Raw genomic sequence first — 19,961 nt, 5'->3', positions numbered from 1 at the left:
GGCCGATTCTGGGGTTAATCCAATTTTGTTCTTGAAATGTTCCGTCGCCCTGCTAGGCTCCCGGTAGTCGAGTAGAGGGGCATTCGATGCACCGGTCCATCATCATTTCGCGGCTTCTGATTTCGCTGGCTCTTGTTGTCGTCTTGGCCGGGACGGCGTCCGCACAGGACCGCCGGCAGAACGCGCCGGGCGAATTCGATTTTTATGTCCTGGCTCTTTCCTGGTCGCCCTCCTTCTGCGAGGCGGCGGCTGAGCGCGGCAATAGCGGGCGTTCACAGACCCAGTGCAGCCGCCCCTATTCCTTCGTGGTTCACGGCCTGTGGCCGCAATATGAGCGCGGCTTTCCCGAATATTGCCAGCGGCCCTCGCCGCGGCTCGATCGCAACATCATGACCTCGATGCTGGACCTGATGCCGGCGCCCGGCCTGATCTTCAATGAGTGGGACAAGCACGGCACCTGTTCGGGCCTTGGCGCGCGAGCCTATTTCGAGACCACGCGGAAAGCGCGCGCGGCGGTAAAGATTCCCGAGGAATTCCTGCAATTGTCGGAGCAGAAGACCATCGCCCCCGGCGATCTCGAAGAGGCCTTTATCAAGATCAACCCGGGCTTAAGCAGTTCGGCGATTTCGGTGACCTGCTCGAGCCGGCGCCTGAGCGAGGTGCGGGTCTGCCTGAGCAAGGACATGCAATTCCGCGCCTGCGACGAAATCGACCGCCGCGCCTGCCGGCGTGACGAGGTGGTGATGCCGCCGGTACGGGGCGGCTGAAGACCCGCTTACCGTCATGCCAGGGCATGGCGGCCCGCTTTGCGCAGACTGCTCGAGGTTGTCTGCGTTCCCGGTCATCCACGGCTTATCGTCATCTGCAAGACACGTGGATGGCCGGGACCTGTCTGTACCAAAACGTGGTCGGCATTTCGACCCCTGCCCGTGAGGCGTTTCGCGAAGCAGGACCCGTCTTCGCCAAGGCTTCGCCGGGTTTTCAGCCCTGGTCCTCTGAAGCGTTTCGCGAAGGAGGACAAGCCCGGCCCCGACGAGTAGAAGACGATACGTCCTCTCCAATTGGTCGGCCGACTGCCATGAACTACCGACACGCCTTTCACGCCGGCGGCTTTGCCGATGTCATCAAGCACATCGTGTTGGTACGCATGCTGACCTATCTGCAGGAAAAGCAGGCCCCGTTTCGCGTCATCGACACCCATGCCGGCGCCGGGCGCTATGATCTCACGGCTGAGGAGGCGCGCCGCGGCGGCGAATGGCTGACCGGCATTGCGAGGGTAGTGCAGGCGCGATTCTCGGACAGCGCGCTGCCGCTGGTGACCCCCTATCTCGATATCATCAGGGCATTCAACGCGCCGGGCCGGCTCGAGGCCTATCCCGGATCGCCCCTGATCGTCCGCGCTCTGCTGCGGCCGCAGGACCGCCTCACGGCCTGTGAAATCGAGCCCAACGCCCGCAGGCAATTGATCGATGCACTGCGTCGCGACAGCCAGGCGCGGGTGGTCGATCTCGACGGCTGGACGGCGTTGCCGGCCTTCGTGCCTCCCAACGAGCGGCGCGGCCTGGTGCTGATCGACCCCTCGTTCGAGCAAAAAGACGAATTCGAGCGGCTGGCCGGCGGATTCGCCGAAGCCTACGCGAAGTGGCCGACCGGCAGCTATCTGATCTGGTATCCGGTGAAGAGCCGGCGCGCCACCGACACGCTGGCACGGCTCGTCGCGGGCGCTGCCGCGGCCAGCAGGCCGGCCGGGAAATGTCTGCGGCTTGAATTCAGCGTAGCGCCGCAGGAGCCGGGCGGCCCCCTCGCCTCCACCGGCCTCCTGATCGTCAATCCGCCGTGGACGCTGGCCGGTGAGTTGAAGACAATTCTACCCGAGCTCGAAAAGCCGCTCGGCCAGGGCGGGGCCGGCCGGTTCAGGCTGGAAACGCCCAAGCCGTGAGCCTCGGCGCGGCCGGTGAAAAGTGCGAATCGCCGTAGGCAATTTACGCGAAACCGTATTATGCTCAGTCCGTTGGGACTGGCTTTACGTTCCGCTTCCGCGAATGGTTGCGGCGGAGTGATCGAGGCCGAATAAAAATCCGGGTCGAGCGGCGGCGTGAATCCGATCGGCTCAGGTGGCCAAGCTTCCGGCAGCGAATGTCCGGTCGGCCGATATGCGAGGTGCGCGTAACGGCAGAGCAATACGGGGGAGGAGTTTCCCGATGGCCATGACTGGAACAGTCAAGTTCTTCAATGGAGAACGCGGCTACGGCTTCATCAAGCCCGATGACGGCGGCCGCGATGTGTTCGTGCACATCACCGCTGTCGAGCGGGCCGGATTGAAGGATTTGACTGAAGGGCAGCGCATTACGTTCGAGGTCGAACCGGACAAGAAGGGCAAAGGCCCCAAGGCGGTCAACCTGGTGATTTCATCGTGAGCTGACGCTCACGTTGAACGCGGACTGAATTCTTGCTGCGAAGATTGCGCTGGGCATGGCGTCGCCGTCCACAGCGTTGAGATTTGCAATGCCTGCGGCCTGAAGGCAAAAAAATCCCGGCGACTTGCTGCCGCCGGGAGATGGTCGCCGACAGTTTCTTTGTTCTTAGAAGCGATAGTTTACGCCGGCCCGTATCAGGCCGAACCGGTAACCATTCGACGTGCCTGTAATGACGAAGTTGCTGTTGGCCAGATCGACATAGAGATATTCGATCTTGGCGCTCCAGTTCGGCGCAAGGCCCACCTCGGCGCCGGCGCCGAGCGTCCAGCCCACATTGGTATGGGATTCCGTCAGGCCAAAAGTGGTGGCGCGCAGTTCGCCGAAGGCGAGACCGCCGGTGCCGAAGAACAAGATGTTGTTGAACGCGTAGCCGGCGCGGCCGCGAATCGTGCCGAACCAGGGATTGGAAAATTTCCATGGGGCGAAGGTTTCTTCGGCGCCGGTCGCTTGGATGTCGCCTTCGAGACCGAACACCCACGGTCCGCCGTTCTGCCAATTATAGCCGGCCTGGACACCGCCGACGAAACCAGACGGCTTGGCCGGATTGTTTGCAACCGAACCCCAGGCATAGCCGATGTTGGCGCCAAGGTAGGGACCGGCCCAGCTATCGGGACTGAGCAGCGACCGGTTGACGGTATTGGGTGCGCGCGATCCGTAGAGGTCTGCTGCCTGCGCCGACATTGTCCAGCCAGCGGCGACCAGCGCCAGCGCGCCCGACACAACCCTGCTCATCACGCACCCCACGCAACTGCCGCAACCAAGCCCGGCGGGAGATCGGCCTGGTCACGGAACCCCACCTTTTCTGCTAAGATTTATCGAGAGTTTTAAGTTAAAGGGTTGTTAAGCCGGGTTACCCGCAACCCATCATTCTTAAGGATCCGTTACCGGCGCCCCTTCGGCAACGCGCGCCGCGAGCGCTGGCGATGCTGCCTCGCAGCGCTTAGTTTAGGGCCATGGATCACGATTCTACCGACCATCCGAAGCCTCCGAGCAGGGCGCGGCGGGGTTCCCAGCCGGATTTGCCGCCGCCGGACCCGACCGTAGCCGATGTCGATCCCGCAACTTCCGCCGCCGAGGAGGACGACGAGGCGCGCTTGCCGGAAGCGCCCGAGGAACCCACCGAAGCGATTGCCGAAGGCCCGCTGGCGGTCGGCCACGCAGCCATCGAAAACGCGGTGCGGCTGGCGCCGACCTCTCCCGGCGTCTACCGCATGCTCAATACCGCCAGCGACGTGCTCTACGTCGGCAAGGCGAAAAACGTTCGCAAGCGGCTTGCGTCCTACGCTCGTGTCAACGCGCCCCTGCCCGCGCGCATCCTGCGGATGATCGCGGCGACGGTCACGGTCGAGATCGTTTCCACCACGACCGAGACCGAAGCGCTGCTGCTGGAAGCCAACCTGATCAAGCAGCTACGGCCGCGCTTCAACGTGCAGCTACGCGACGACAAATCGTTTCCCTATATCCTGATCACAGGCGACCATTGGGCGCCGCAGATCCTCAAGCATCGCGGGGCCCAAACCAGGCCCGGACGATATTTCGGGCCGTTCGCATCCGCCGGCGCCGTCAACCGCACCATCACGGCGCTGCAGCGCGCGTTCCTGATCCGCTCCTGCACCGACGGTTTCTTCGAAAGCCGCACGCGGCCCTGCCTGCTCTACCAGATCCGCCGCTGCTCCGGGCCCTGCACCCGCGAGATCGACTTCCCCGGCTATAGCGAACTGGTGCGCGAGGCGACCGATTTCCTGTCCGGCCGCAGCCATGCGGTGAAGGAACTGCTCGCAGCCGAGATGGAGAAGGCATCGAACGAGCTCGAATTCGAGACCGCGGCGCTTTATCGCGATCGTCTCGCCGCGCTGTCGGCGATCCAGTCGCAGCAGGGCATCAATCCGCGCACCGTGGAAGAGGCCGACGTGTTCGCCATCCATCAGGAAGGCGGCTATTCCTGCGTCGAAGTGTTCTTCTTCCGCACCGGCCAGAACTGGGGCAACCGCGCCTATTTTCCGCGCGCGGAGAAGTCGTTCACGCCGCAAGAAGTGCTGGCATCCTTCCTCGCACAATTCTACGACGACAAGCCGCCGCCGAAACTCATCCTGCTGTCGCATGAGATCGAGGAATGCGCGCTGCTGGCCGACGCCCTGTGCGTGAAGGCTGGTTACAAGGTCGAAATCTCGGTACCGAAGCGCGGCGAGAAAAAAGAACTGGTCACGCATGCGCTGACCAATGCGCGCGAAGCGCTCGGCCGCAAGCTCGCCGATACCGCGACGCAGAGCCGGCTGTTGGAAGCGATGGCCGCCACGCTCGGGCTGCGGCAGATGCCGAAGCGCATCGAGGTCTACGACAACAGTCACATCCAGGGCACCAACGCGGTCGGCGCAATGATCGTGGCGGGACCGGATGGCTTTATCAAAAACCAATATCGCAAGTTCAACATCAAGTCCGAGGGACTGACGCCGGGCGACGACTACGCGATGATGCGCGAAGTGCTGGAACGGCGCTTCAAGCGGCTGTTGAAGCCGCCGGAGGGCGACGCGGCCAAGGCCGACGATGATTCGTTTCCGCAATGGCCCGACCTCGTCATCATCGATGGCGGCCGTGGGCAACTCAACGCCGTCAGGGAAATTTTCCAGGGTCTGGGACTAACGCAGGTCTCCCTGATGGCCGTGGCAAAAGGCCCGGACCGCGATGCCGGGCGCGAGACCCTCTTCATGCCTGACCGCGAAGCCATCAAGCTCGAACCACGCGATCCCGTGCTATATTTCATCCAGCGGCTGCGCGACGAGGCGCATCGCTTCGTGATCGGCTCGCACCGCAAACTGCGGAAAAAGGACATCCGGGAAGCGGGCTTGCAGGAAATCCCGGGCATCGGCCCGTCACGCAAACGTGCCTTGCTGCACCACTTCGGAACACTGAAGGAGATCGAGCGGGCCTCGATCGCGGACCTCGGCAAGGTTCCAGGCGTTAGCGCCGAAAGCGCCCGCAAGATCTTTGAATTTTTCCATGCACAGGCGGGTTAAGGGGACTTCGCGTCGAGGCATGTCATTTGGGCGTCGCCTGCGACAGATGATCTAAATCCGCACGGTTGACCTTCACGCTCCAGCGGTATTGGTAAGACGGATGAACATCGCGACAACTAGGGGACAGGCCAAGACCCTGTCCCTGCCGAATATTCTAACCTACGCCCGTATTGCCGCCATTCCGGTGGTAGTCGGCTGCGTTTTCGCCCAATCCATCCAGGACGGCCCGCTCTGGCTACGCTGGGTAGCGCTGGCGGTCTTCCTCGCCGCCGCCGTGACTGATTACCTCGATGGCTACTATGCGCGAATTTGGGACCAGCAATCCGCCTTTGGCCGGATGCTCGACCCGATCGCCGACAAGCTCCTGGTAGCGTCCTGCCTCTTGATGCTGGCAGCCGACAGCAGCATCCATGGCTGGACCCTGTGGGCCGCCATCGTGATCCTGTGCCGCGAGATCCTGGTCTCGGGCTTAAGGGAATATCTCGCGGCGTTGCGGGTCAGCGTACCCGTGACCAAGCTGGCCAAATGGAAGACCACGATCCAGTTGGTCGCGATCGGTTTCCTGATCGCGGGCGAGGCGGGCGAGCAGCTCCTGCCTGCGACCACGCTGATCGGGATCGTCCTGTTGTGGATGTCGGCGCTCTTCACGATCTACACCGGCTGGGACTATTTCCGCGCCGGCATCCATCACCTCATCAAGGAGGATGAGGGATGAGGGTCAAATATTTCGCCTGGGTGCGTGAGCGGGTCGGTGTGGCGGAAGAAACCGTCGAGCCGCCGGCCGACGTGCGCACGGTGAGCGATCTGATCGGCTGGCTTTCCAGCCGCGGCGAGACGTACGCCCATGCCTTCGAAAAGCCGAAGGTGATCCGGGCTGCGATCGACCAGGCCCATGTCAAGCCCGATGCAGTGATATCAGGCGCACGCGAGATTGCGTTCTTCCCACCGATGACCGGCGGCTGACCTACTATGTCCGTCACCGCGACCATTCGCATCCAGGAAGCGAATTTCGACGCTGCGCAGGAGATCGCGGCGCTCACCAGAGGCCGCACCGATATCGGCGCCGTCGTCACGTTCAGCGGCATCTGCCGTGGCAGCGAGAACGGCGAGCCGATCGCAGCCCTGACGCTCGAGCATTATCCCGGGATGGCCGAAGCCGAGATCGGGCGCCACGCCGACGAGGCGCTGTCGCGCTGGCCGTTGCAGGGCCTCACCATCATTCACCGGTTCGGCCGCATCGCGCCGGGCGAGAACATCGTGCTCGTGGTAACCGCCTCGCCGCATCGCCAGGCGGCCTTCGAAGCGGTGGAATTCCTGATGGATTATCTGAAGACCAACGCGCCGTTCTGGAAGCGCGAGGAAAGCGAAAAAGGCACAAGCTGGATCGAAGCGCGCGATCATGACGACGCCGCCGCCGCGCGCTGGACCAAGTCCTGATGGCCAAGCGCACGAAGCCGGCGGCGAAGCGCGGCCGAACCACACCAAAACTTCCCAAGGTCGGCGCGGGAGAATTGCTGACGCTGCTTGATTTCGCCCGCTATGCCGTCAGCCGCTTCGTCGAGGCCAAACTGGTGTTTGCGCACGGCACCACCGATCCGCTTGCCGAAGCCGCATTCCTGGTCTGTGAAGCGCTGCATCTGCACGCCGACCAGTTCGAGACGTTCGCGACCGCGCGCGTCACCGCCGCCGAAGGCAAGAAGATCCTCGATCTGGTCGCGCGCCGCGTCACCACGCGAAAGCCCGCCGCCTATCTCGTCAACAAAATCTACATGCGCGGCCTGCCCTTTTACGTCGACGAGCGGACCATCGTGCCGCGTTCCTTCATCGGCGAATTGCTGGACCAGCACTTCGGCCGCGACGGCGATGACGAGGCGGGCTCGCTGATCTCGGATCCTGACACGGTGGAAAGCGTGCTCGATCTCTGCACCGGCTCGGGCTGCCTCGCCATCCTGGCCAGCCGGAACTTTCCGAATGCGGCGATCGACGCCGTGGATATCTCCAAGGATGCGCTCGAAGTCGCCGCGCGCAATGTCGGCGACTACGGGCTTCAGGACAGGCTCACGCTGTACCGCGGCGATCTGTTCAAGCCGCTGGGGGATAAGCGCTACGACCTCATCATTTCCAATCCGCCTTATGTCGACGCGGAGGGCATGGCCGGCCTGCCGCGCGAATGCCGTGCCGAACCGAAACTCGCCTTCGATGGCGGCTTCGATGGGCTGGACATTGTCAGGCGCATCCTCGACGAGGCGGCCGCGCACCTGACGCCGCAGGGCGGACTGTTATGCGAGATCGGCCGCTGCCGCCCGCAACTGGAAGCCGCCTATCCGCAACTGCCGCTGCTCTGGCTCGACACCGAGGATTCCGAGGGCGAAGTATTCTGGATCGCGGCGGCCGATCTCTGAACTGTCCGATTACGCGAAAAATATCACGTCGTGGTGGCGTTCCCGTGTCGCGACGAAACTGATACCTTGGGGCAAATCCGACGTTCAAGCTGAAGAGGCCGCCCATGCTGGACAAGAGCCCCCGCCCCACCCCCGTCAACGTTCCAAACGATCTCGCTGCGCACTGGATGCCGTTCACCGCGAACCGGGCGTTCAAGAAGAACCCGCGGCTGCTCGCCGGCGCGAAAGACATGCATTACTTCACCGTCGACGGCCGCAAGATCATCGACGGTGCCTCGGGCATGTGGTGCACCAATGCCGGACACGGCCGCACCGAGATTTCGTCGGCGATCGTCAAGCAGGCCGAGGCGCTGGATTACGCGCCGCCGTTCCAGTTCGGCATCCCGCAGGCCTTCGAACTTGCGAGCCGCATCGCCGAGCTGGCGCCCGATGGGCTCGACCACGTGTTCTTCTGCAACTCCGGCTCGGAAGCGGCCGACACCGCGCTCAAGATCGCGTTGGCCTATCACCAGATCAACGGCCAGGGCAGCCGCATCCGCCTGATCGGCCGCGAGCGCGGCTATCACGGCGTCGGCTTCGGCGGCACCGCCGTCGGCGGCATCGTCGGCAACCGAAAACTGTTCGGCTCGCTGCTGACCGGCGTCGACCATCTGCCGGCGACCTATGACCGCGAGAAGCAGGCGTTCAGCAAGGGCGAGCCGGAATATGGCGCGCATTTCGCCGATGAACTCGAGCGGCTTGTCAACCTGCATGGCGCCAACACCATCGCCGCGGTGATCGTCGAGCCGATGGCCGGATCGACCGGCGTGCTGCCGGCGCCGAAGGGCTATCTCAAGCGGCTGCGCGAGATCACCCAGAAGCACGGCATCTTGCTGATCTTCGACGAGGTCATCACCGGCTATGGTCGGCTCGGCTTTGCCTTTGCCGCCGAACGCTATGGCGTGGTGCCCGACATGCTGACCTTCGCCAAGGGTGTCACCAATGGCGCCGCGCCGATGGGCGGCGTGCTGGTGCGCGACACCATCCATGACGCCTTCATGAGCGGCCCGGAACATGTGACCGAGCTGGCCCATGGCTACACCTATTCCGCGCACCCGCTGGCCTGCGCCGCGGCTCTTGCCACGCTCGACATCTATCGCGACGAAAAGCTGTTCGAGCGCGCGCGTGAGCTCGAGCCGAAATTCGCCGACGCCGTGATGTCGCTGCGCAACGAGCCGGGCGTCGTGGATATCCGCACCGTCGGCCTGACCGCCGGCATCGATCTCGCACCGGTTGCGGATGCGCCGGGCAAGCGCGGCTTTGCAGGGCTCAACAGCGCCTTCCACGACAATGACCTGATGCTGCGGGTGGCCGGCGATACGCTGGCGCTGACGCCGCCCCTGATCATTAGCGAAGACCAGATCGGCGAGATTATGGACAAGGTCGCCAAGGTGATCCGAGCGACGGCGTAAGCGCCAGCATCGGCTCCGACCGGCAGGAACATTCGAAACGACCCCGCGTTCATTACGTTTGGCGGAGGCGATCCTGCCTCCGCCGGCGGAGGGTTGCGGAAATGCTCGCGCCTTCGAGCGGCTTGCTGCGCGCCGCGATCGGACTGAAGCTGAATCAGGTCAAGCTGGCGACGCGGTCGTATTTGCGCGATCGGACCCATCAGGCGACCGGAACGATGACTTCCTATGCGATCGCCGCAGGCCTGTTCGCGGCAGCGGGCATTTTCCTGATCGCCGCCTGCCTGGTCGGCATGACCGCGCTGTTTCGCTGGATCGAGATCCATTACGGGCCGTTTTGGGCCTTCGGCGCGATCGGCGCATTGCTCGCGATAATCGCCGCGATTTGCGCCGGGCTCGCCGCCGCCAAACTCAGACAAAGGCCGCCGCAGTTTCCGTCGCTTACAAGCCGCCTGCGCGTGGCGATCAAGGCCAGTCCGATTGAACCGGACCAGATCGAAGCGACGCGGGACACCGCCAGGTCAATTCTGCAGGCACCCTCGGCAGCTCCCACGCGCAGCCGTGCTCGGCGCCGATCCCCAGGAAGGGACACCAGGCATCTGCAGGCCGGTCTAATCCTGATGGCGACATTACTAGGCCTGGCGGCAACGCGACGGCGATGGCATGCGCGGCACTCGGACGTTTGACGGCGCAACGGCGCTGGCTATTGCACCGCTTTGATCGCAGATTCCGACCGTGTTCAAATAACACTAGCTCTGCGAATCAACATTGATGCTAAGGTTGCGCCGCCGGGGAAAGCGCAAGTCAGACGATGCCTGAAATTTCCGTGTTTTCCCGGGGGAGCACAGTTCGGACCTCAAGGCGTAGCGCGCGACATGATTCGCATTTCGACGATTTTCATCGCCATCTGCATGGTGCTGGTTGCAGCCTCGCTCGGCCTCGTCCTGCATACGGTGGCGGGCTTCAACGGCACCGAATCCGCGATCGTGGCGCTCACCGCGCTGACCTTCCTGATCCTTTACAACGCCGTGTCGATGCGGCTGCGCGACCGCTCCGACGTCGGCGGCCAGATCGCCGATCTTTCCCGTGGCACCGCCGACCTCGCCCGTCAGGTCGCCGAATTCGGCCGCCGGCTCGCCGCCGTCGAGAGCCGCCTGGTCTCGGCGAACTCCGCAAGCTCCGACCGCATCCAGGCGGTGGTCGGCGAAATCAACGAGCTCGGCGTCCTGGTCAAGCAACTCGCCGTCTCGGTGGCGGGCCATGAGGACCTATTGGCCCAAGGTGCGGCGGCCGCGGCAAGCCGGCCGGATCCGGAACCTCCGAGCGAACCGGCGGTCGCCGCGGAGCAAGCCGCGCCGATCGTCGCCAGGCCCGCACCGGCTGCTGCCGCAAGGCCGGCAGCGGCAGCAATTGCCGCGGAAGCCGCGTCGCCCTCGCGCAACCAGCCGCAACTGCTTGCCGCGGTGAAAAACGCCGTCGAGGAAAACCGGCTCGACATCTATCTGCAACCGATGGTGACGCTGCCACAGCGCAAGGTGCGCTTCTACGAGGCGGTGACGCGGCTGCGCGACGACAGGGATCAGATCCTCGCCGCCGATGATTTCATTCCCATCGCCGAGGCCGGCGGGCTGATCGGCAAAATCGATCACATGGTGATGTTGCGCTGTATCCAGGTGTTGCGCCGCCTGATGGTGCGCAACAAGGATGTCGGCGTGTTCTGCAATGTCTCGGCGGCGACGCTCGGCAATGCCGCCAATTTCGCGCAATGCCTCGACTTCCTCGAGGCCAATCGGGCGCTGGCGCCCTCCTTCGTGCTCGAATTCAAGCAGGCGACGTTCCGCAATCTCCGCCCGACCGAAATCGAGAATCTCGCCGCGCTGTCGCAGCGTGGTTACCGCTTCTCGATCGACCACGTCACCGACTTGCGGATCGAGCCGCGCGACCTCGCCGATCGCGGCGTCCGTTTCATCAAGGTGCCCGCGGCATTGCTGCTCGACCCCAAGCAGAGCTCGACCTCGGACATCCATCCTTCCGATCTTTCCGACCTGCTCGGCCGTTTCGGCATCGACCTGATCGCCGAGAAGATCGAGGGCGAGCGCGCGGTGGTTGACCTGCTCGACTACGACGTGCGGTTTGGACAGGGCTTTCTGTTTGCACCGCCGCGGCCGTTGCGGCCCGAGGGTGCATCTGCTACCGGCGGGGCGACACCGAACAAGGAATCCGGCAGCCCCAATGGCCCCAGCAACCCCGTCCCCATGGCCAGCCAGGCCGCGGAGCCCCCGATGCGCGCGACCGGCAATGCCGCGTTGGCGCGCCGTGCCGCGGGACCGGGCTAACAGGCTTCCGACATCATGACCTCACTGCGCTTCGTCGAGCGGCTGCGCGACCTCGTGGACGGCGTCGAGGTCATCCTGTCCGACATCTGGGGCGTGGTGCACAATGGGCTGGAGTCCTTCCCCGAAGCCTGCGAAGCGCTGCACACCTATCGCCAGCGTGGCGGCACCGTCATCCTGATCACCAACGCGCCGCGGCCCGCCGATTCCGTGCAGCGGCAATTACGCAAGCTCGGCGTCGCCGACGAAACCTATGACGCCATTGTCTCTTCCGGCGACCTGACCCGGCACTTCGTCGCCGATCACCCCGGCAAGAAGATATTCTGGGTCGGCCCGGAACGTGATTCTTCGATCCACCGCGGGCTCGACGCCGTGCTGGGGCCGCTGGAGCAGGCCGACTACATCATCTGCACCGGCCTGTTCGACGACGAAACCGAATCGGCGGAAGACTATCGCGCGATGCTGCTGCAGGCGCGCGAGCACAAGCTGCCGCTGATTTGCGCCAATCCCGACATCGTCGTCGAACGCGGCGACCGGTTGATCTATTGTGCGGGCGCGATCGCCGAGCTTTACCGCGAGCTCGGCGGCGAGGCGATCTTCTACGGCAAGCCGCACCGGCCGATTTATGAACGCGCCATGGCGCTCGCCGCCGAGCGCCGCGGCCATTCGGCACCGCTCGACCGCGTGCTAGCCATCGGGGATTCGGTGCGGACCGATCTCACCGGCGCGCACGGCTTCGGAATCGATTGTCTTTTCCTCACCCGCGGCATCCATTCGGAAGAATTCGAGGGCATCGACCAGCTCGATCCAGCCTCGGTGAAGGAGCTGTTCGGACATCCACCCCGCGCGCTGATGCGGGAGCTGCGGTGGTAGGTACATCGCTGCACCCGGACTCAAAATTGCGAAAACGACCCCATGCAAAGTAGGAATGGGCCTTACATCATCCGAAAACGCAAGACCTGGTAGGGTTCATGAGAACGCAGCATGCCCGGGATTGGGCCGGGCATCACGAGAATTGGAGCGAGCTGGAAACCAGGCGCCTTACGCCGTCGCCATGTCCGGGAAGACCGCTTCGATCTTGGTCTTCAGCGTCGCCGCATTGAACGGCTTGACGATGTAATTGTTCACGCCGGCCTTCTTGGCGGCGATCACGTTCTCGGTCTTGGATTCCGCCGTGATCATGATGAAGGGGGTGGTGGCGAGATTGGGGTCGGCGCGGACTTCCTTGAGCAGGTCGTAGCCGGTCATCGGCTCCATGTTCCAGTCCGAGATCACCAGTCCGTATTTCTTGCTGCGCATCTTGTTCAGCGCGGCCGAGCCGTCGCTGGCGTCGTCGATGTTGTCGAAGCCGAGCTGCTTCAAAAGATTTCGGATGATGCGGATCATGGTGCTGTAGTCATCAACCACCAGAACCGGCATGGACAAATCAACCGCCATCTTTCCCCCCACTCGACGCTTTACGCCACAAAAAATCGACAGGCCTGCGGGACCCGCAGTCCTCCCCCCACCTGTAGCATCAGCCGTTAAACAGCCCGTTAACCCGACGACACCGGATTGCATCCGTTTTGACCCGCCGCGCCCGGCTTGACTTCGACGGCGGCGCCGCGTCACCGTCCGGCCGCCTTCACCGAGACCAAGAATCCCTGAAATGACAACTGGTTTTACCGTTATCCGAGACTCCACCCCTGCCGCCGACATCCCCCGCGGGGCGGTGGTCGCGATGGGCAATTTCGACGGCGTCCATCTTGGCCACCGGGCCGTGATTGACGCGGCCTTGCGGATGGGCCGCGCCCACGGCAAGCCGGCCTTTGCCGTCACTTTCGAGCCGCATCCGCGCAGCTTTTTCAGCCCGAACAGCCCCCAGTTCCGGCTCTCCGACGAGACCAACAAGCTGCGGCTGCTGGCCGGAACGGGGCTTGACGGCGCGGTCGTGATGACCTTCGACAAGACCCGCGCCGGAACCTCGGCGCAAGATTTCATTCACCATGACCTGATCGGGCGGCTCGGCGTCAGCGGCATTGCCGTCGGCTACGACTTTCATTTCGGCAAGGGCCGGGCCGGCTCGCCGAGCCTGTTGGTCAGCGAGGGGCCGCGGCTCGGCATCGAGGTCGACGTCCAGGCCCATGTCGACATCGAGGAGCGGCCGGTGTCCTCCAGCGCGATCCGCATGGCGCTGGCGGAGGGCCAGATCGACGAAGCCACCGCCATGCTGGGCGGGCCGTGGTTCGTCAGCGGCGCGGTGATCCATGGCGACAAGCGCGGCCGTGATCTCGGATATCCCACCGCCAACATCCGCCTCGACAAGAATTGCAGCCTGAAACACGGCATCTATGCGGTGCGGGTCGGCCGCGGAGCCGAGCGCTTCGACGCCGTCGCAAGCTTCGGCCGCCGCCCGACTTTCGACAACGGCGCACCGCTGTTGGAAGTGTTCCTGTTCGATTTCAAGGGCGACCTCTATGGCGCGGTGCTCGATGTCGCCTTTATCGGCTTCATCCGCGACGAACTTAAATTCGACTCGATCGACGCGTTGATCCGGCAGATGAACGACGACAGCGTGCGCGCCCGCGCGCGGCTGGCCGCAGCCCCCGATGCGTTTCCGAAGCTCGGAGTGATCGATTGAGCAAGACCGAAAAAGAAAAGATGCTGGCCGGCGAGCTCTATCGCCCCGGTGACACCGAACTGCAGGCGGATGCCGCCGCCAACAAGGCCTGGCTCGCGCGCTACAATGCGGCGCTGGCTGCGCCTGTGTCCGAGCGGCATGCGCTGCTATCGGCCCATTTCGGCCGTGTCGGCACCGGCGCTGTGATCCGTCCGCCGTTCTTTTGCGACTATGGCTACAATATCCGGCTCGGCGACGAAGTGTTTCTCAACTTCAACTGCGTCATCCTCGACGTGGTCGAAGTCACGATCGGCGACCGCACCCAGATTGGACCCGCGACGCAAATCTACGCCGCCGATCACCCGCGCGACCCCGAGACGCGGCGAACCGGCCTCGAATTCGGCCGCCGGGTGCGGATCGGCAGCGACGTCTGGATCGGCGGTGGCGCCATCATCCTGCCCGGTGTCACGATCGGTGACGGCGCCGTAATCGGCGCCGGCAGCGTGGTCACGCGCGATGTCGCAGCGGGCCAGACCGCGGCCGGCAACCCTGCCCGGCCGCGTCCGGGGTAAACCTGTCCTGCATGCCGCCGCCCCTTTGCGATTTCCGCGGTTGGCTGCTATGGAAAGCCCATGTTTGCGCGGCGCACCATCAGCATTAGCGGCCCGGCTTCCGCCTGAGCTTTGGCTCGGCGCAAGACCGGGATTTCCCTGTTCACCCCGCGATATCCGCTTTTCAGCGCCGTCTTCGAGCCAACCAGAGCATTCATGTCCCAACAGCCGCAAAAGTCCGACGTATCAGATTATTCGAAAACCCTGTTCCTGCCGCAGACGGAATTTCCGATGCGCGCCGGCCTGCCGCAGCGCGAGCCGGAGATCCTCAAATACTGGAACGAGATCGACCTCTACGGAAAGCTGCGCGAGAGCGCGCAGGGCCGCGCCAAATTCGTGCTGCACGACGGGCCGCCCTATGCCAACGGCAACATCCATATCGGCCACGCGCTGAACAAGATCCTCAAGGACGTCGTGACCAAGAGCCAGCAGATGCTCGGCTTCGATTCCAACTACGTGCCGGGCTGGGACTGTCACGGCCTGCCGATCGAATGGAAGATAGAGGAAGAGAACTACCGCTCCAAGGGCAAGCCGAAGCCGGACTTCCGCGACTCCACCGCGATGGTGGCGTTCCGCAAGGAGTGCCGCGCCTATGCGACGCACTGGCTCAACGTGCAGCGTGAGGAGTTCAAGCGGCTTGGCATCATCGGCGATTGGGGCCACCCCTACGCCACCATGAGCTATCCGGCCGAAGCCCAGATCGCGCGCGAATTGATGAAGTTCGTCGCCAACGGCACGCTCTATCGCGGCTCCAAGCCCGTGATGTGGAGCGTGGTCGAGAAGACCGCGCTGGCCGAAGCCGAGGTCGAGTACGAGGACTATACCTCCGACATGGTCTGGGTGAAATTTCCGGTCACCTCGCCGGCGCATGGCGCGCTGGCCGAGGCTTCCGTGGTGATCTGGACCACCACGCCGTGGACGCTGCCCGGCAACCGCGCCGTCTCGTTCTCGCCGAAGATCGCCTACGGCCTCTACAAGGTCACCGATGCGCCTGCCGACAATTGGGCGAAGACCGGCGATCTCCTGATCCTCGCCGATGCGCTCGCAGCAGACGTATTCAAGCAGGCGCGCGTCACCGCCTATGAGAAGGTGCGCGACCTGCCCGGCGATACGCTGGACGCCGTGGAATGCGCCCATCCGTTGAAGGGACTTGGCGGTGGCTACGAGTTCATGGTGCCGCTGTTGCCCGGCGACCATGTCACCGACGACACCGGTACCGGCTTCGTCCATACCGCGCCGGGCCATGGCCGCGAAGACTTCGACGTCTGGACGGCAAATGCGCGTGAGCTCGATCAACGTGGCATCAACACCGCCATCCCCTACACCGTCGACGAGAACGGTGCTTTCACCGATCACGCTCCTGGCTTCACCGGCAGGCGCGTCATCAACGACAAGGGCGAGAAGGGCGACGCCAATGATGCCGTCATCAAGGCGCTGGTCGAGGCCGGCAAGCTCCTGGCGCGCGGCCGGCTCAAGCATCAATATCCGCATTCCTGGCGCTCGAAGAAGCCGGTGATCTTCCGCAACACGCCGCAATGGTTCATCGCGATGGATAAACCAATCACTCCAAACAAGCTGGTTTGGGGCGGCGGTGTGAATACCCCCATGACGCTGGCCGGCGATGACACTTTGCGGAACCGGGCTCTCAAATCGATCTCGGTGACTCAGTGGGTGCCGCCCGCCGGCCAGAACCGCATCAACGGCATGATCGCGGGCCGCCCCGACTGGGTGATCTCGCGCCAGCGCGCCTGGGGCGTGCCGATCGCGGTGTTCGTGCGCGAGAAGGGCGACGGCTCCGCCGAAATCCTGCAGGACGACATCGTCAACCAGCGCATCGTCGAAGCCTTCATGGAGGAAGGCGCCGACGCCTGGTACATGGACGGCGCACGTGAACGGTTCCTGGGCGAACGCGCCGGCGAAGACTGGAAAAAGATCGACGACATCCTCGACGTCTGGTTCGACTCCGGCTCGACGCACGCCTTCGTGCTGGAGGACCGCCAGAATTTTCCAACCCTCGGCAACATTGTCCGCAAGGTCGATGGCGGCGAGGATACCGTGATGTATCTCGAAGGCAGCGACCAGCATCGCGGCTGGTTTCATTCCTCGCTCTTGGAAAGCGCGGGCACCCGCGGCCGCGCGCCCTATGACGTGGTGCTGACTCACGGCTTCACGCTGGACGAGAACGGCCGCAAGATGTCGAAATCGCTCGGCAACACCGTCGAGCCGCAAAAGGTGATGAAGGATTCGGGCGCCGATATCCTGCGGCTGTGGGTCGCCGCCACCGACTATGCCGACGACCAGCGCATCGGGCCCGAAATCCTCAAGAACACCATCGAGACCTACCGCAAACTGCGCAACTCGATCCGCTGGATGCTCGGCACGCTGCACCATTTTGATCCGGCCGACGCGGTCGCCCACAGCGATATGCCCGAGCTGGAACGCCTGATGCTGCACGAACTGGCGAAACGCGCGACAACCGTGCGCCAGGCCTATGCCGAGTTCGACTACAAGACGGTGGTCGCGACGCTGGCGGCGTTCATGAACAGCGAATTGTCGGCGTTCTACTTCGATATCCGCAAGGACACGCTCTATTGCGATCCGCCGTCCTCGGTCGCGCGCAAGGCGGCGCTGACCGCGATCGACATCATCTGCGATGCGATCCTGCGCTGGCTGGCGCCGGTGCTCAGCTTCACGACCGAAGAGGCGTGGCGGATGTACAAGCCGGACGCGGAAGCCTCGGTGCACCTGACGCTGTTCCCGGAAGGTTTTGACCAATTCCGCGATGATGCGCTTGCCGCCAAGTGGGAGACCATTCGCGATGTCCGCCGTGTCGTCACCGGCGCGCTCGAAGTCGAACGCGCGGCCAAGAATATCGGCTCGTCGCTCGAGGCCTCGCCGCTGGTCTTTGTGTCGGACAAGAACATCTTCAACACGCTGCTCGACATCGATCTGGCCGAGGTCTGCATCACTTCGAACGCGATGGTGACGAATGACGATGCGCCGGCCAGCGCGTTCAGCCTCGCCGACGTGCCCGGCGTCGCTGTCGTGGTCGAAAGGGCCGTGGGCACCAAATGCGCGCGGTCGTGGAAGATCCTGCCCACGGTCGGCGAAGACGCCGAGTATCCCGACGTCTCCCCGCGCGACGCGCAGGCGTTGCGTGAATGGAAGGCGCTTGCCGAAGGCCATAAGCCGGCCGATGCGGCCGTAGCGGCTGCCAAGCCTGTCGCGTTGGTCGAACAGCAACCTGTAGAACACCCGCAACAAGCGGAGAAAGCGCCGGAGCAGGCCGGTTCAGGAAAGGTGACGGCGGACACGACTGCCAAGAAGGCCAGAGCCAGGAAGACTTTGGAAACCGCGGCGGCCGAGCAAGCCAAGAGCGAGGCGAAAGCCAAGAGCGCCCCCGACCTCAAGGCCGAAGTTAAGAAAGCAGAACCCAAGAAGGCTGCAGCCAAGAAAGCTCCAACGAAGAAAGCCAAGGCCAACAAAGCCAAAGCCAAGAAAGCGAAGGCCAAGAAAGCAAAGGTCGGGAAAGCCGCCAAATCCAAAAAAGCAGCTTCGGCAACGAAGGCGGCCAAGAAGGGAGCTAAGAAGAAAGCGGTAAAGAAGGCGGACAAAAGGACTGCCAAGAAGGCGGGAAGAAAGTCGTCTGCGACGGCGTCGAAAAAGAAGAAAAAGAAGGCGAGATAAGTGTCCGGCAAAGAGCGCTTCGTGACCCCTCACCTTCGCGCCGGCGCGGTTGCCGCGGTCGCGACGCTGGTGATCGACCAGGCCTCGAAGCTTTGGCTGCTCTACGTGTTTGACCTCGCCAATCGCGGCGCGGTCAGGGTCACGCCGTTCTTCGACCTTGTGCTGGCCTGGAACGTCGGGATCAGCTTTGGCTGGTTCCAGAGCGATAATCAGTTCGCCCAGCTCGCGCTGATGGCGATCAAGGCGATTGCGGTGATCGTGCTGGGGATCTGGATGGCACGCTCCAGCACGCTTCTGGCGACGCTGGCACTGGGCCTGATCATCGGCGGCGCGGTCGGCAACGGCATCGACCGATTCGTGCACGGCGCGGTGGTCGATTTCGCCCTGTTCCACATCGAGATCGGGGGAAAAACCTTCAATTGGTACGTGTTTAACCTTGCGGATGTGGCCATTGTTGCCGGGATAGCGGGCCTATTGTATGACTCGTTCCTGGGGGTACCCGCCGCAAAAGCGCCCTGATCCCGGCCGATACGACCCCTGCGGTCTGGAGCCGTTAGGCCCCTTAAGCACGGCCCCCGCGTGTTGCAGAAATTGTGAATGGGAACAGCGCGATGCGCGAGACCGAGCCCCGCTTCTTCTGGATGATGCAGACCAGCTCGCTGACCCGGGCGCTGCGGTTCGCCGCCATCGCCCTCGGCATAGGTCTCGTGATGGCCGCTGGCCCCGTCCACGCGGCTGACGACGAGGACGAAGACGACAAGACCTTCGAGGAAAAAATCATCGAAGGCATCATGCGCGGCCTCGGCGGCACCAACATGGAAAATCGCGGCATCGAATACCGCGAGCGTTCCCCGCTGGTCGTTCCACCCAAGCTCGATTTGCCGCCGCCGGCTGCGGCCGCGGCCGACGCGAAGGCGCCGAACTGGCCAAAGGATCCCGACGAGCAGCGCCGCAAGGCGGCGATTGCGGCACGCAAGAAAGAGAACAAGGACCCGCGTGAAGCGTCCCGCATCCTGACGCCGGCCGAACTGGCGGTGGGCAAGACCGGGGCACCCTCCCGCAAGGACAACGATCCGGTGCAGCCCGGCACCACGAACTACAACCCGATCCTGAGCCCGTCGCAGCTCGGCTATAATGGCGGCTTCAGCGGCCTGTTCGGCGGCAGCAAGACAGAGACGGCGCCGTTCAAGGGTGAGCCGACGCGGGAATCGCTGACCCAGCCTCCGCCCGGCTACCAGACGCCGTCATCAAATTATGCTTACGGCACGGGACCAAAGGAATCGCTGAACAAGGAATATAATCCGGCCGCCGGCAAATATGGCGAATAGTTAAGCCGATCTCTCGCCATCGTGACGATGGCCGGAACCGGCGCGGTGTACGATGCCGCGGC

Annotated in this window: 18 protein-coding genes and 1 pseudogene; 17 read left to right on the top strand and 2 right to left on the bottom strand. The window is 63.7% G+C overall.

Features of this window, described 5'->3' with window-relative positions; all coding sequences use genetic code 11:
• Positions 1-86 precede the first annotated feature (86 nt).
• From YUO_RS0131095 to YUO_RS0131085, 3 genes are all read left to right on the top strand, one after another.
• A complete protein-coding gene (locus YUO_RS0131095; RefSeq protein ID WP_028350731.1) occupies positions 87-767 on the top strand; it encodes a ribonuclease T2 family protein in 681 nt (226 codons plus the stop codon).
• 311 nt (positions 768-1,078) lie between these two features.
• The gene (locus YUO_RS0131090) at positions 1,079-1,939 is read left to right on the top strand and encodes a 23S rRNA (adenine(2030)-N(6))-methyltransferase RlmJ (RefSeq protein WP_028350730.1); all 861 of its coding nucleotides are present in this window, start codon (positions 1,079-1,081) and stop codon (positions 1,937-1,939) included.
• 262 nt (positions 1,940-2,201) lie between these two features.
• On the top strand, positions 2,202-2,417 hold the full coding sequence (locus YUO_RS0131085) for a cold-shock protein (RefSeq protein ID WP_028350729.1): 216 nt from the start codon (positions 2,202-2,204) through the stop codon (positions 2,415-2,417).
• A gap of 165 nt (positions 2,418-2,582) precedes the next feature.
• Here YUO_RS0131085 and YUO_RS0131080 read toward each other — a convergent pair whose 3' ends face one another.
• Complete coding sequence (locus YUO_RS0131080; protein ID WP_028350728.1) at positions 2,583-3,209, bottom strand: outer membrane protein; 627 nt, start codon at positions 3,207-3,209, stop codon at positions 2,583-2,585.
• Positions 3,210-3,430: 221 nt separating this feature from the next.
• Here YUO_RS0131080 and uvrC point away from each other — a divergent pair, with 221 nt between their 5' ends.
• The 9 genes from uvrC to YUO_RS0131035 all read left to right on the top strand — a co-directional run bounded on the left by uvrC (position 3,431) and on the right by YUO_RS0131035 (position 12,547).
• Positions 3,431-5,491: an excinuclease ABC subunit UvrC gene (uvrC, locus tag YUO_RS0131075; RefSeq protein ID WP_028350727.1), complete on the top strand. Its 2,061-nt coding sequence runs from the start codon at positions 3,431-3,433 to the stop codon at positions 5,489-5,491.
• Between the two features lie 100 nt (positions 5,492-5,591).
• Positions 5,592-6,206, top strand: coding sequence for a CDP-diacylglycerol--glycerol-3-phosphate 3-phosphatidyltransferase (gene pgsA / locus YUO_RS0131070; RefSeq protein ID WP_028350726.1), 615 nt, complete (start codon positions 5,592-5,594; stop codon positions 6,204-6,206).
• Complete coding sequence (gene moaD / locus YUO_RS0131065) at positions 6,203-6,454, top strand: molybdopterin converting factor subunit 1 (protein WP_028350725.1); 252 nt, start codon at positions 6,203-6,205, stop codon at positions 6,452-6,454. The genes pgsA and moaD overlap by 4 nt, the downstream gene beginning before the upstream one ends.
• Before the next feature lie 6 nt (positions 6,455-6,460).
• The gene (locus YUO_RS0131060) at positions 6,461-6,928 is read left to right on the top strand and encodes a molybdenum cofactor biosynthesis protein MoaE (RefSeq protein ID WP_028350724.1); all 468 of its coding nucleotides are present in this window, start codon (positions 6,461-6,463) and stop codon (positions 6,926-6,928) included.
• On the top strand, positions 6,928-7,893 hold the full coding sequence (prmB, locus tag YUO_RS0131055; RefSeq protein WP_028350723.1) for a 50S ribosomal protein L3 N(5)-glutamine methyltransferase: 966 nt from the start codon (positions 6,928-6,930) through the stop codon (positions 7,891-7,893). Before YUO_RS0131060 ends, prmB begins: the two co-directional genes overlap by 1 nt.
• A gap of 104 nt (positions 7,894-7,997) precedes the next feature.
• Positions 7,998-9,344, top strand: a complete 1,347-nt coding sequence (aptA, locus tag YUO_RS0131050) for an omega-aminotransferase AptA (RefSeq protein ID WP_028350722.1) — start codon at positions 7,998-8,000, stop codon at positions 9,342-9,344.
• A 101-nt stretch (positions 9,345-9,445) separates the two neighbouring features.
• Positions 9,446-10,027 carry a phage holin family protein gene (locus YUO_RS0131045; protein WP_028350721.1) on the top strand — a complete coding sequence of 194 codons (582 nt, stop codon included), beginning with the start codon at positions 9,446-9,448 and terminating at the stop codon, positions 10,025-10,027.
• A gap of 189 nt (positions 10,028-10,216) precedes the next feature.
• The gene (locus YUO_RS0131040; protein WP_028350720.1) at positions 10,217-11,677 is read left to right on the top strand and encodes an EAL domain-containing protein; all 1,461 of its coding nucleotides are present in this window, start codon (positions 10,217-10,219) and stop codon (positions 11,675-11,677) included.
• A gap of 15 nt (positions 11,678-11,692) precedes the next feature.
• A complete protein-coding gene (locus tag YUO_RS0131035; RefSeq protein ID WP_028350719.1) occupies positions 11,693-12,547 on the top strand; it encodes a TIGR01459 family HAD-type hydrolase in 855 nt (284 codons plus the stop codon).
• A 168-nt stretch (positions 12,548-12,715) separates the two neighbouring features.
• Here YUO_RS0131035 and YUO_RS0131030 read toward each other — a convergent pair whose 3' ends face one another.
• Positions 12,716-13,111, bottom strand: a complete 396-nt coding sequence (locus YUO_RS0131030; protein ID WP_028350718.1) for a response regulator — start codon at positions 13,109-13,111, stop codon at positions 12,716-12,718.
• A gap of 211 nt (positions 13,112-13,322) precedes the next feature.
• Here YUO_RS0131030 and YUO_RS0131025 point away from each other — a divergent pair, with 211 nt between their 5' ends.
• The 5 genes and pseudogenes from YUO_RS0131025 to YUO_RS0131000 all read left to right on the top strand — a co-directional run bounded on the left by YUO_RS0131025 (position 13,323) and on the right by YUO_RS0131000 (position 19,899).
• The gene (locus YUO_RS0131025) at positions 13,323-14,294 is read left to right on the top strand and encodes a bifunctional riboflavin kinase/FAD synthetase (protein ID WP_028350717.1); all 972 of its coding nucleotides are present in this window, start codon (positions 13,323-13,325) and stop codon (positions 14,292-14,294) included.
• Positions 14,291-14,845 (top strand): sugar O-acetyltransferase, encoded by a 555-nt coding sequence (locus YUO_RS0131020; RefSeq protein WP_028350716.1) that lies wholly within the window; start codon positions 14,291-14,293, stop codon positions 14,843-14,845. Before YUO_RS0131025 ends, YUO_RS0131020 begins: the two co-directional genes overlap by 4 nt.
• A gap of 195 nt (positions 14,846-15,040) precedes the next feature.
• Positions 15,041-18,058, top strand: a pseudogene (ileS, locus tag YUO_RS42345) (isoleucine--tRNA ligase); the annotation flags it as partial.
• A 534-nt stretch (positions 18,059-18,592) separates the two neighbouring features.
• Positions 18,593-19,090: a signal peptidase II gene (gene lspA / locus YUO_RS0131005; protein ID WP_028350715.1), complete on the top strand. Its 498-nt coding sequence runs from the start codon at positions 18,593-18,595 to the stop codon at positions 19,088-19,090.
• A gap of 92 nt (positions 19,091-19,182) precedes the next feature.
• A complete protein-coding gene (locus tag YUO_RS0131000) occupies positions 19,183-19,899 on the top strand; it encodes a hypothetical protein (RefSeq protein ID WP_028350714.1) in 717 nt (238 codons plus the stop codon).
• The last annotated feature ends 62 nt before the right edge of the window (positions 19,900-19,961 follow it).

Origin of the sequence: Bradyrhizobium murdochi (genome assembly GCF_000472965.1) — a bacterium.
GTDB lineage: Bacteria > Pseudomonadota > Alphaproteobacteria > Rhizobiales > Xanthobacteraceae > Bradyrhizobium > Bradyrhizobium murdochi.
The sequence above is the reverse complement of the archived record's forward strand: the minus strand, read 5'-3'. Positions and strand labels throughout refer to the sequence as shown.

What these genes read in the sequence shown, in the direction of transcription:
- YUO_RS0131095 (WP_028350731.1), top strand. Translation starts at nt 87, where the DNA reads ATGCACCGGTCCATCATCATTTCGCGGCTTCTGATTTCGCTGGCTCTT.
- YUO_RS0131090 (WP_028350730.1), top strand. Translation starts at nt 1,079, where the DNA reads ATGAACTACCGACACGCCTTTCACGCCGGCGGCTTTGCCGATGTCATC.
- YUO_RS0131085 (WP_028350729.1), top strand. Translation starts at nt 2,202, where the DNA reads ATGGCCATGACTGGAACAGTCAAGTTCTTCAATGGAGAACGCGGCTAC.
- YUO_RS0131080 (WP_028350728.1), bottom strand. Translation starts at nt 3,209, where the DNA reads ATGAGCAGGGTTGTGTCGGGCGCGCTGGCGCTGGTCGCCGCTGGCTGG.
- uvrC (WP_028350727.1), top strand. Translation starts at nt 3,431, where the DNA reads ATGGATCACGATTCTACCGACCATCCGAAGCCTCCGAGCAGGGCGCGG.
- pgsA (WP_028350726.1), top strand. Translation starts at nt 5,592, where the DNA reads ATGAACATCGCGACAACTAGGGGACAGGCCAAGACCCTGTCCCTGCCG.
- moaD (WP_028350725.1), top strand. Translation starts at nt 6,203, where the DNA reads ATGAGGGTCAAATATTTCGCCTGGGTGCGTGAGCGGGTCGGTGTGGCG.
- YUO_RS0131060 (WP_028350724.1), top strand. Translation starts at nt 6,461, where the DNA reads ATGTCCGTCACCGCGACCATTCGCATCCAGGAAGCGAATTTCGACGCT.
- prmB (WP_028350723.1), top strand. Translation starts at nt 6,928, where the DNA reads ATGGCCAAGCGCACGAAGCCGGCGGCGAAGCGCGGCCGAACCACACCA.
- aptA (WP_028350722.1), top strand. Translation starts at nt 7,998, where the DNA reads ATGCTGGACAAGAGCCCCCGCCCCACCCCCGTCAACGTTCCAAACGAT.
- YUO_RS0131045 (WP_028350721.1), top strand. Translation starts at nt 9,446, where the DNA reads ATGCTCGCGCCTTCGAGCGGCTTGCTGCGCGCCGCGATCGGACTGAAG.
- YUO_RS0131040 (WP_028350720.1), top strand. Translation starts at nt 10,217, where the DNA reads ATGATTCGCATTTCGACGATTTTCATCGCCATCTGCATGGTGCTGGTT.
- YUO_RS0131035 (WP_028350719.1), top strand. Translation starts at nt 11,693, where the DNA reads ATGACCTCACTGCGCTTCGTCGAGCGGCTGCGCGACCTCGTGGACGGC.
- YUO_RS0131030 (WP_028350718.1), bottom strand. Translation starts at nt 13,111, where the DNA reads ATGGCGGTTGATTTGTCCATGCCGGTTCTGGTGGTTGATGACTACAGC.
- YUO_RS0131025 (WP_028350717.1), top strand. Translation starts at nt 13,323, where the DNA reads ATGACAACTGGTTTTACCGTTATCCGAGACTCCACCCCTGCCGCCGAC.
- YUO_RS0131000 (WP_028350714.1), top strand. Translation starts at nt 19,183, where the DNA reads ATGCGCGAGACCGAGCCCCGCTTCTTCTGGATGATGCAGACCAGCTCG.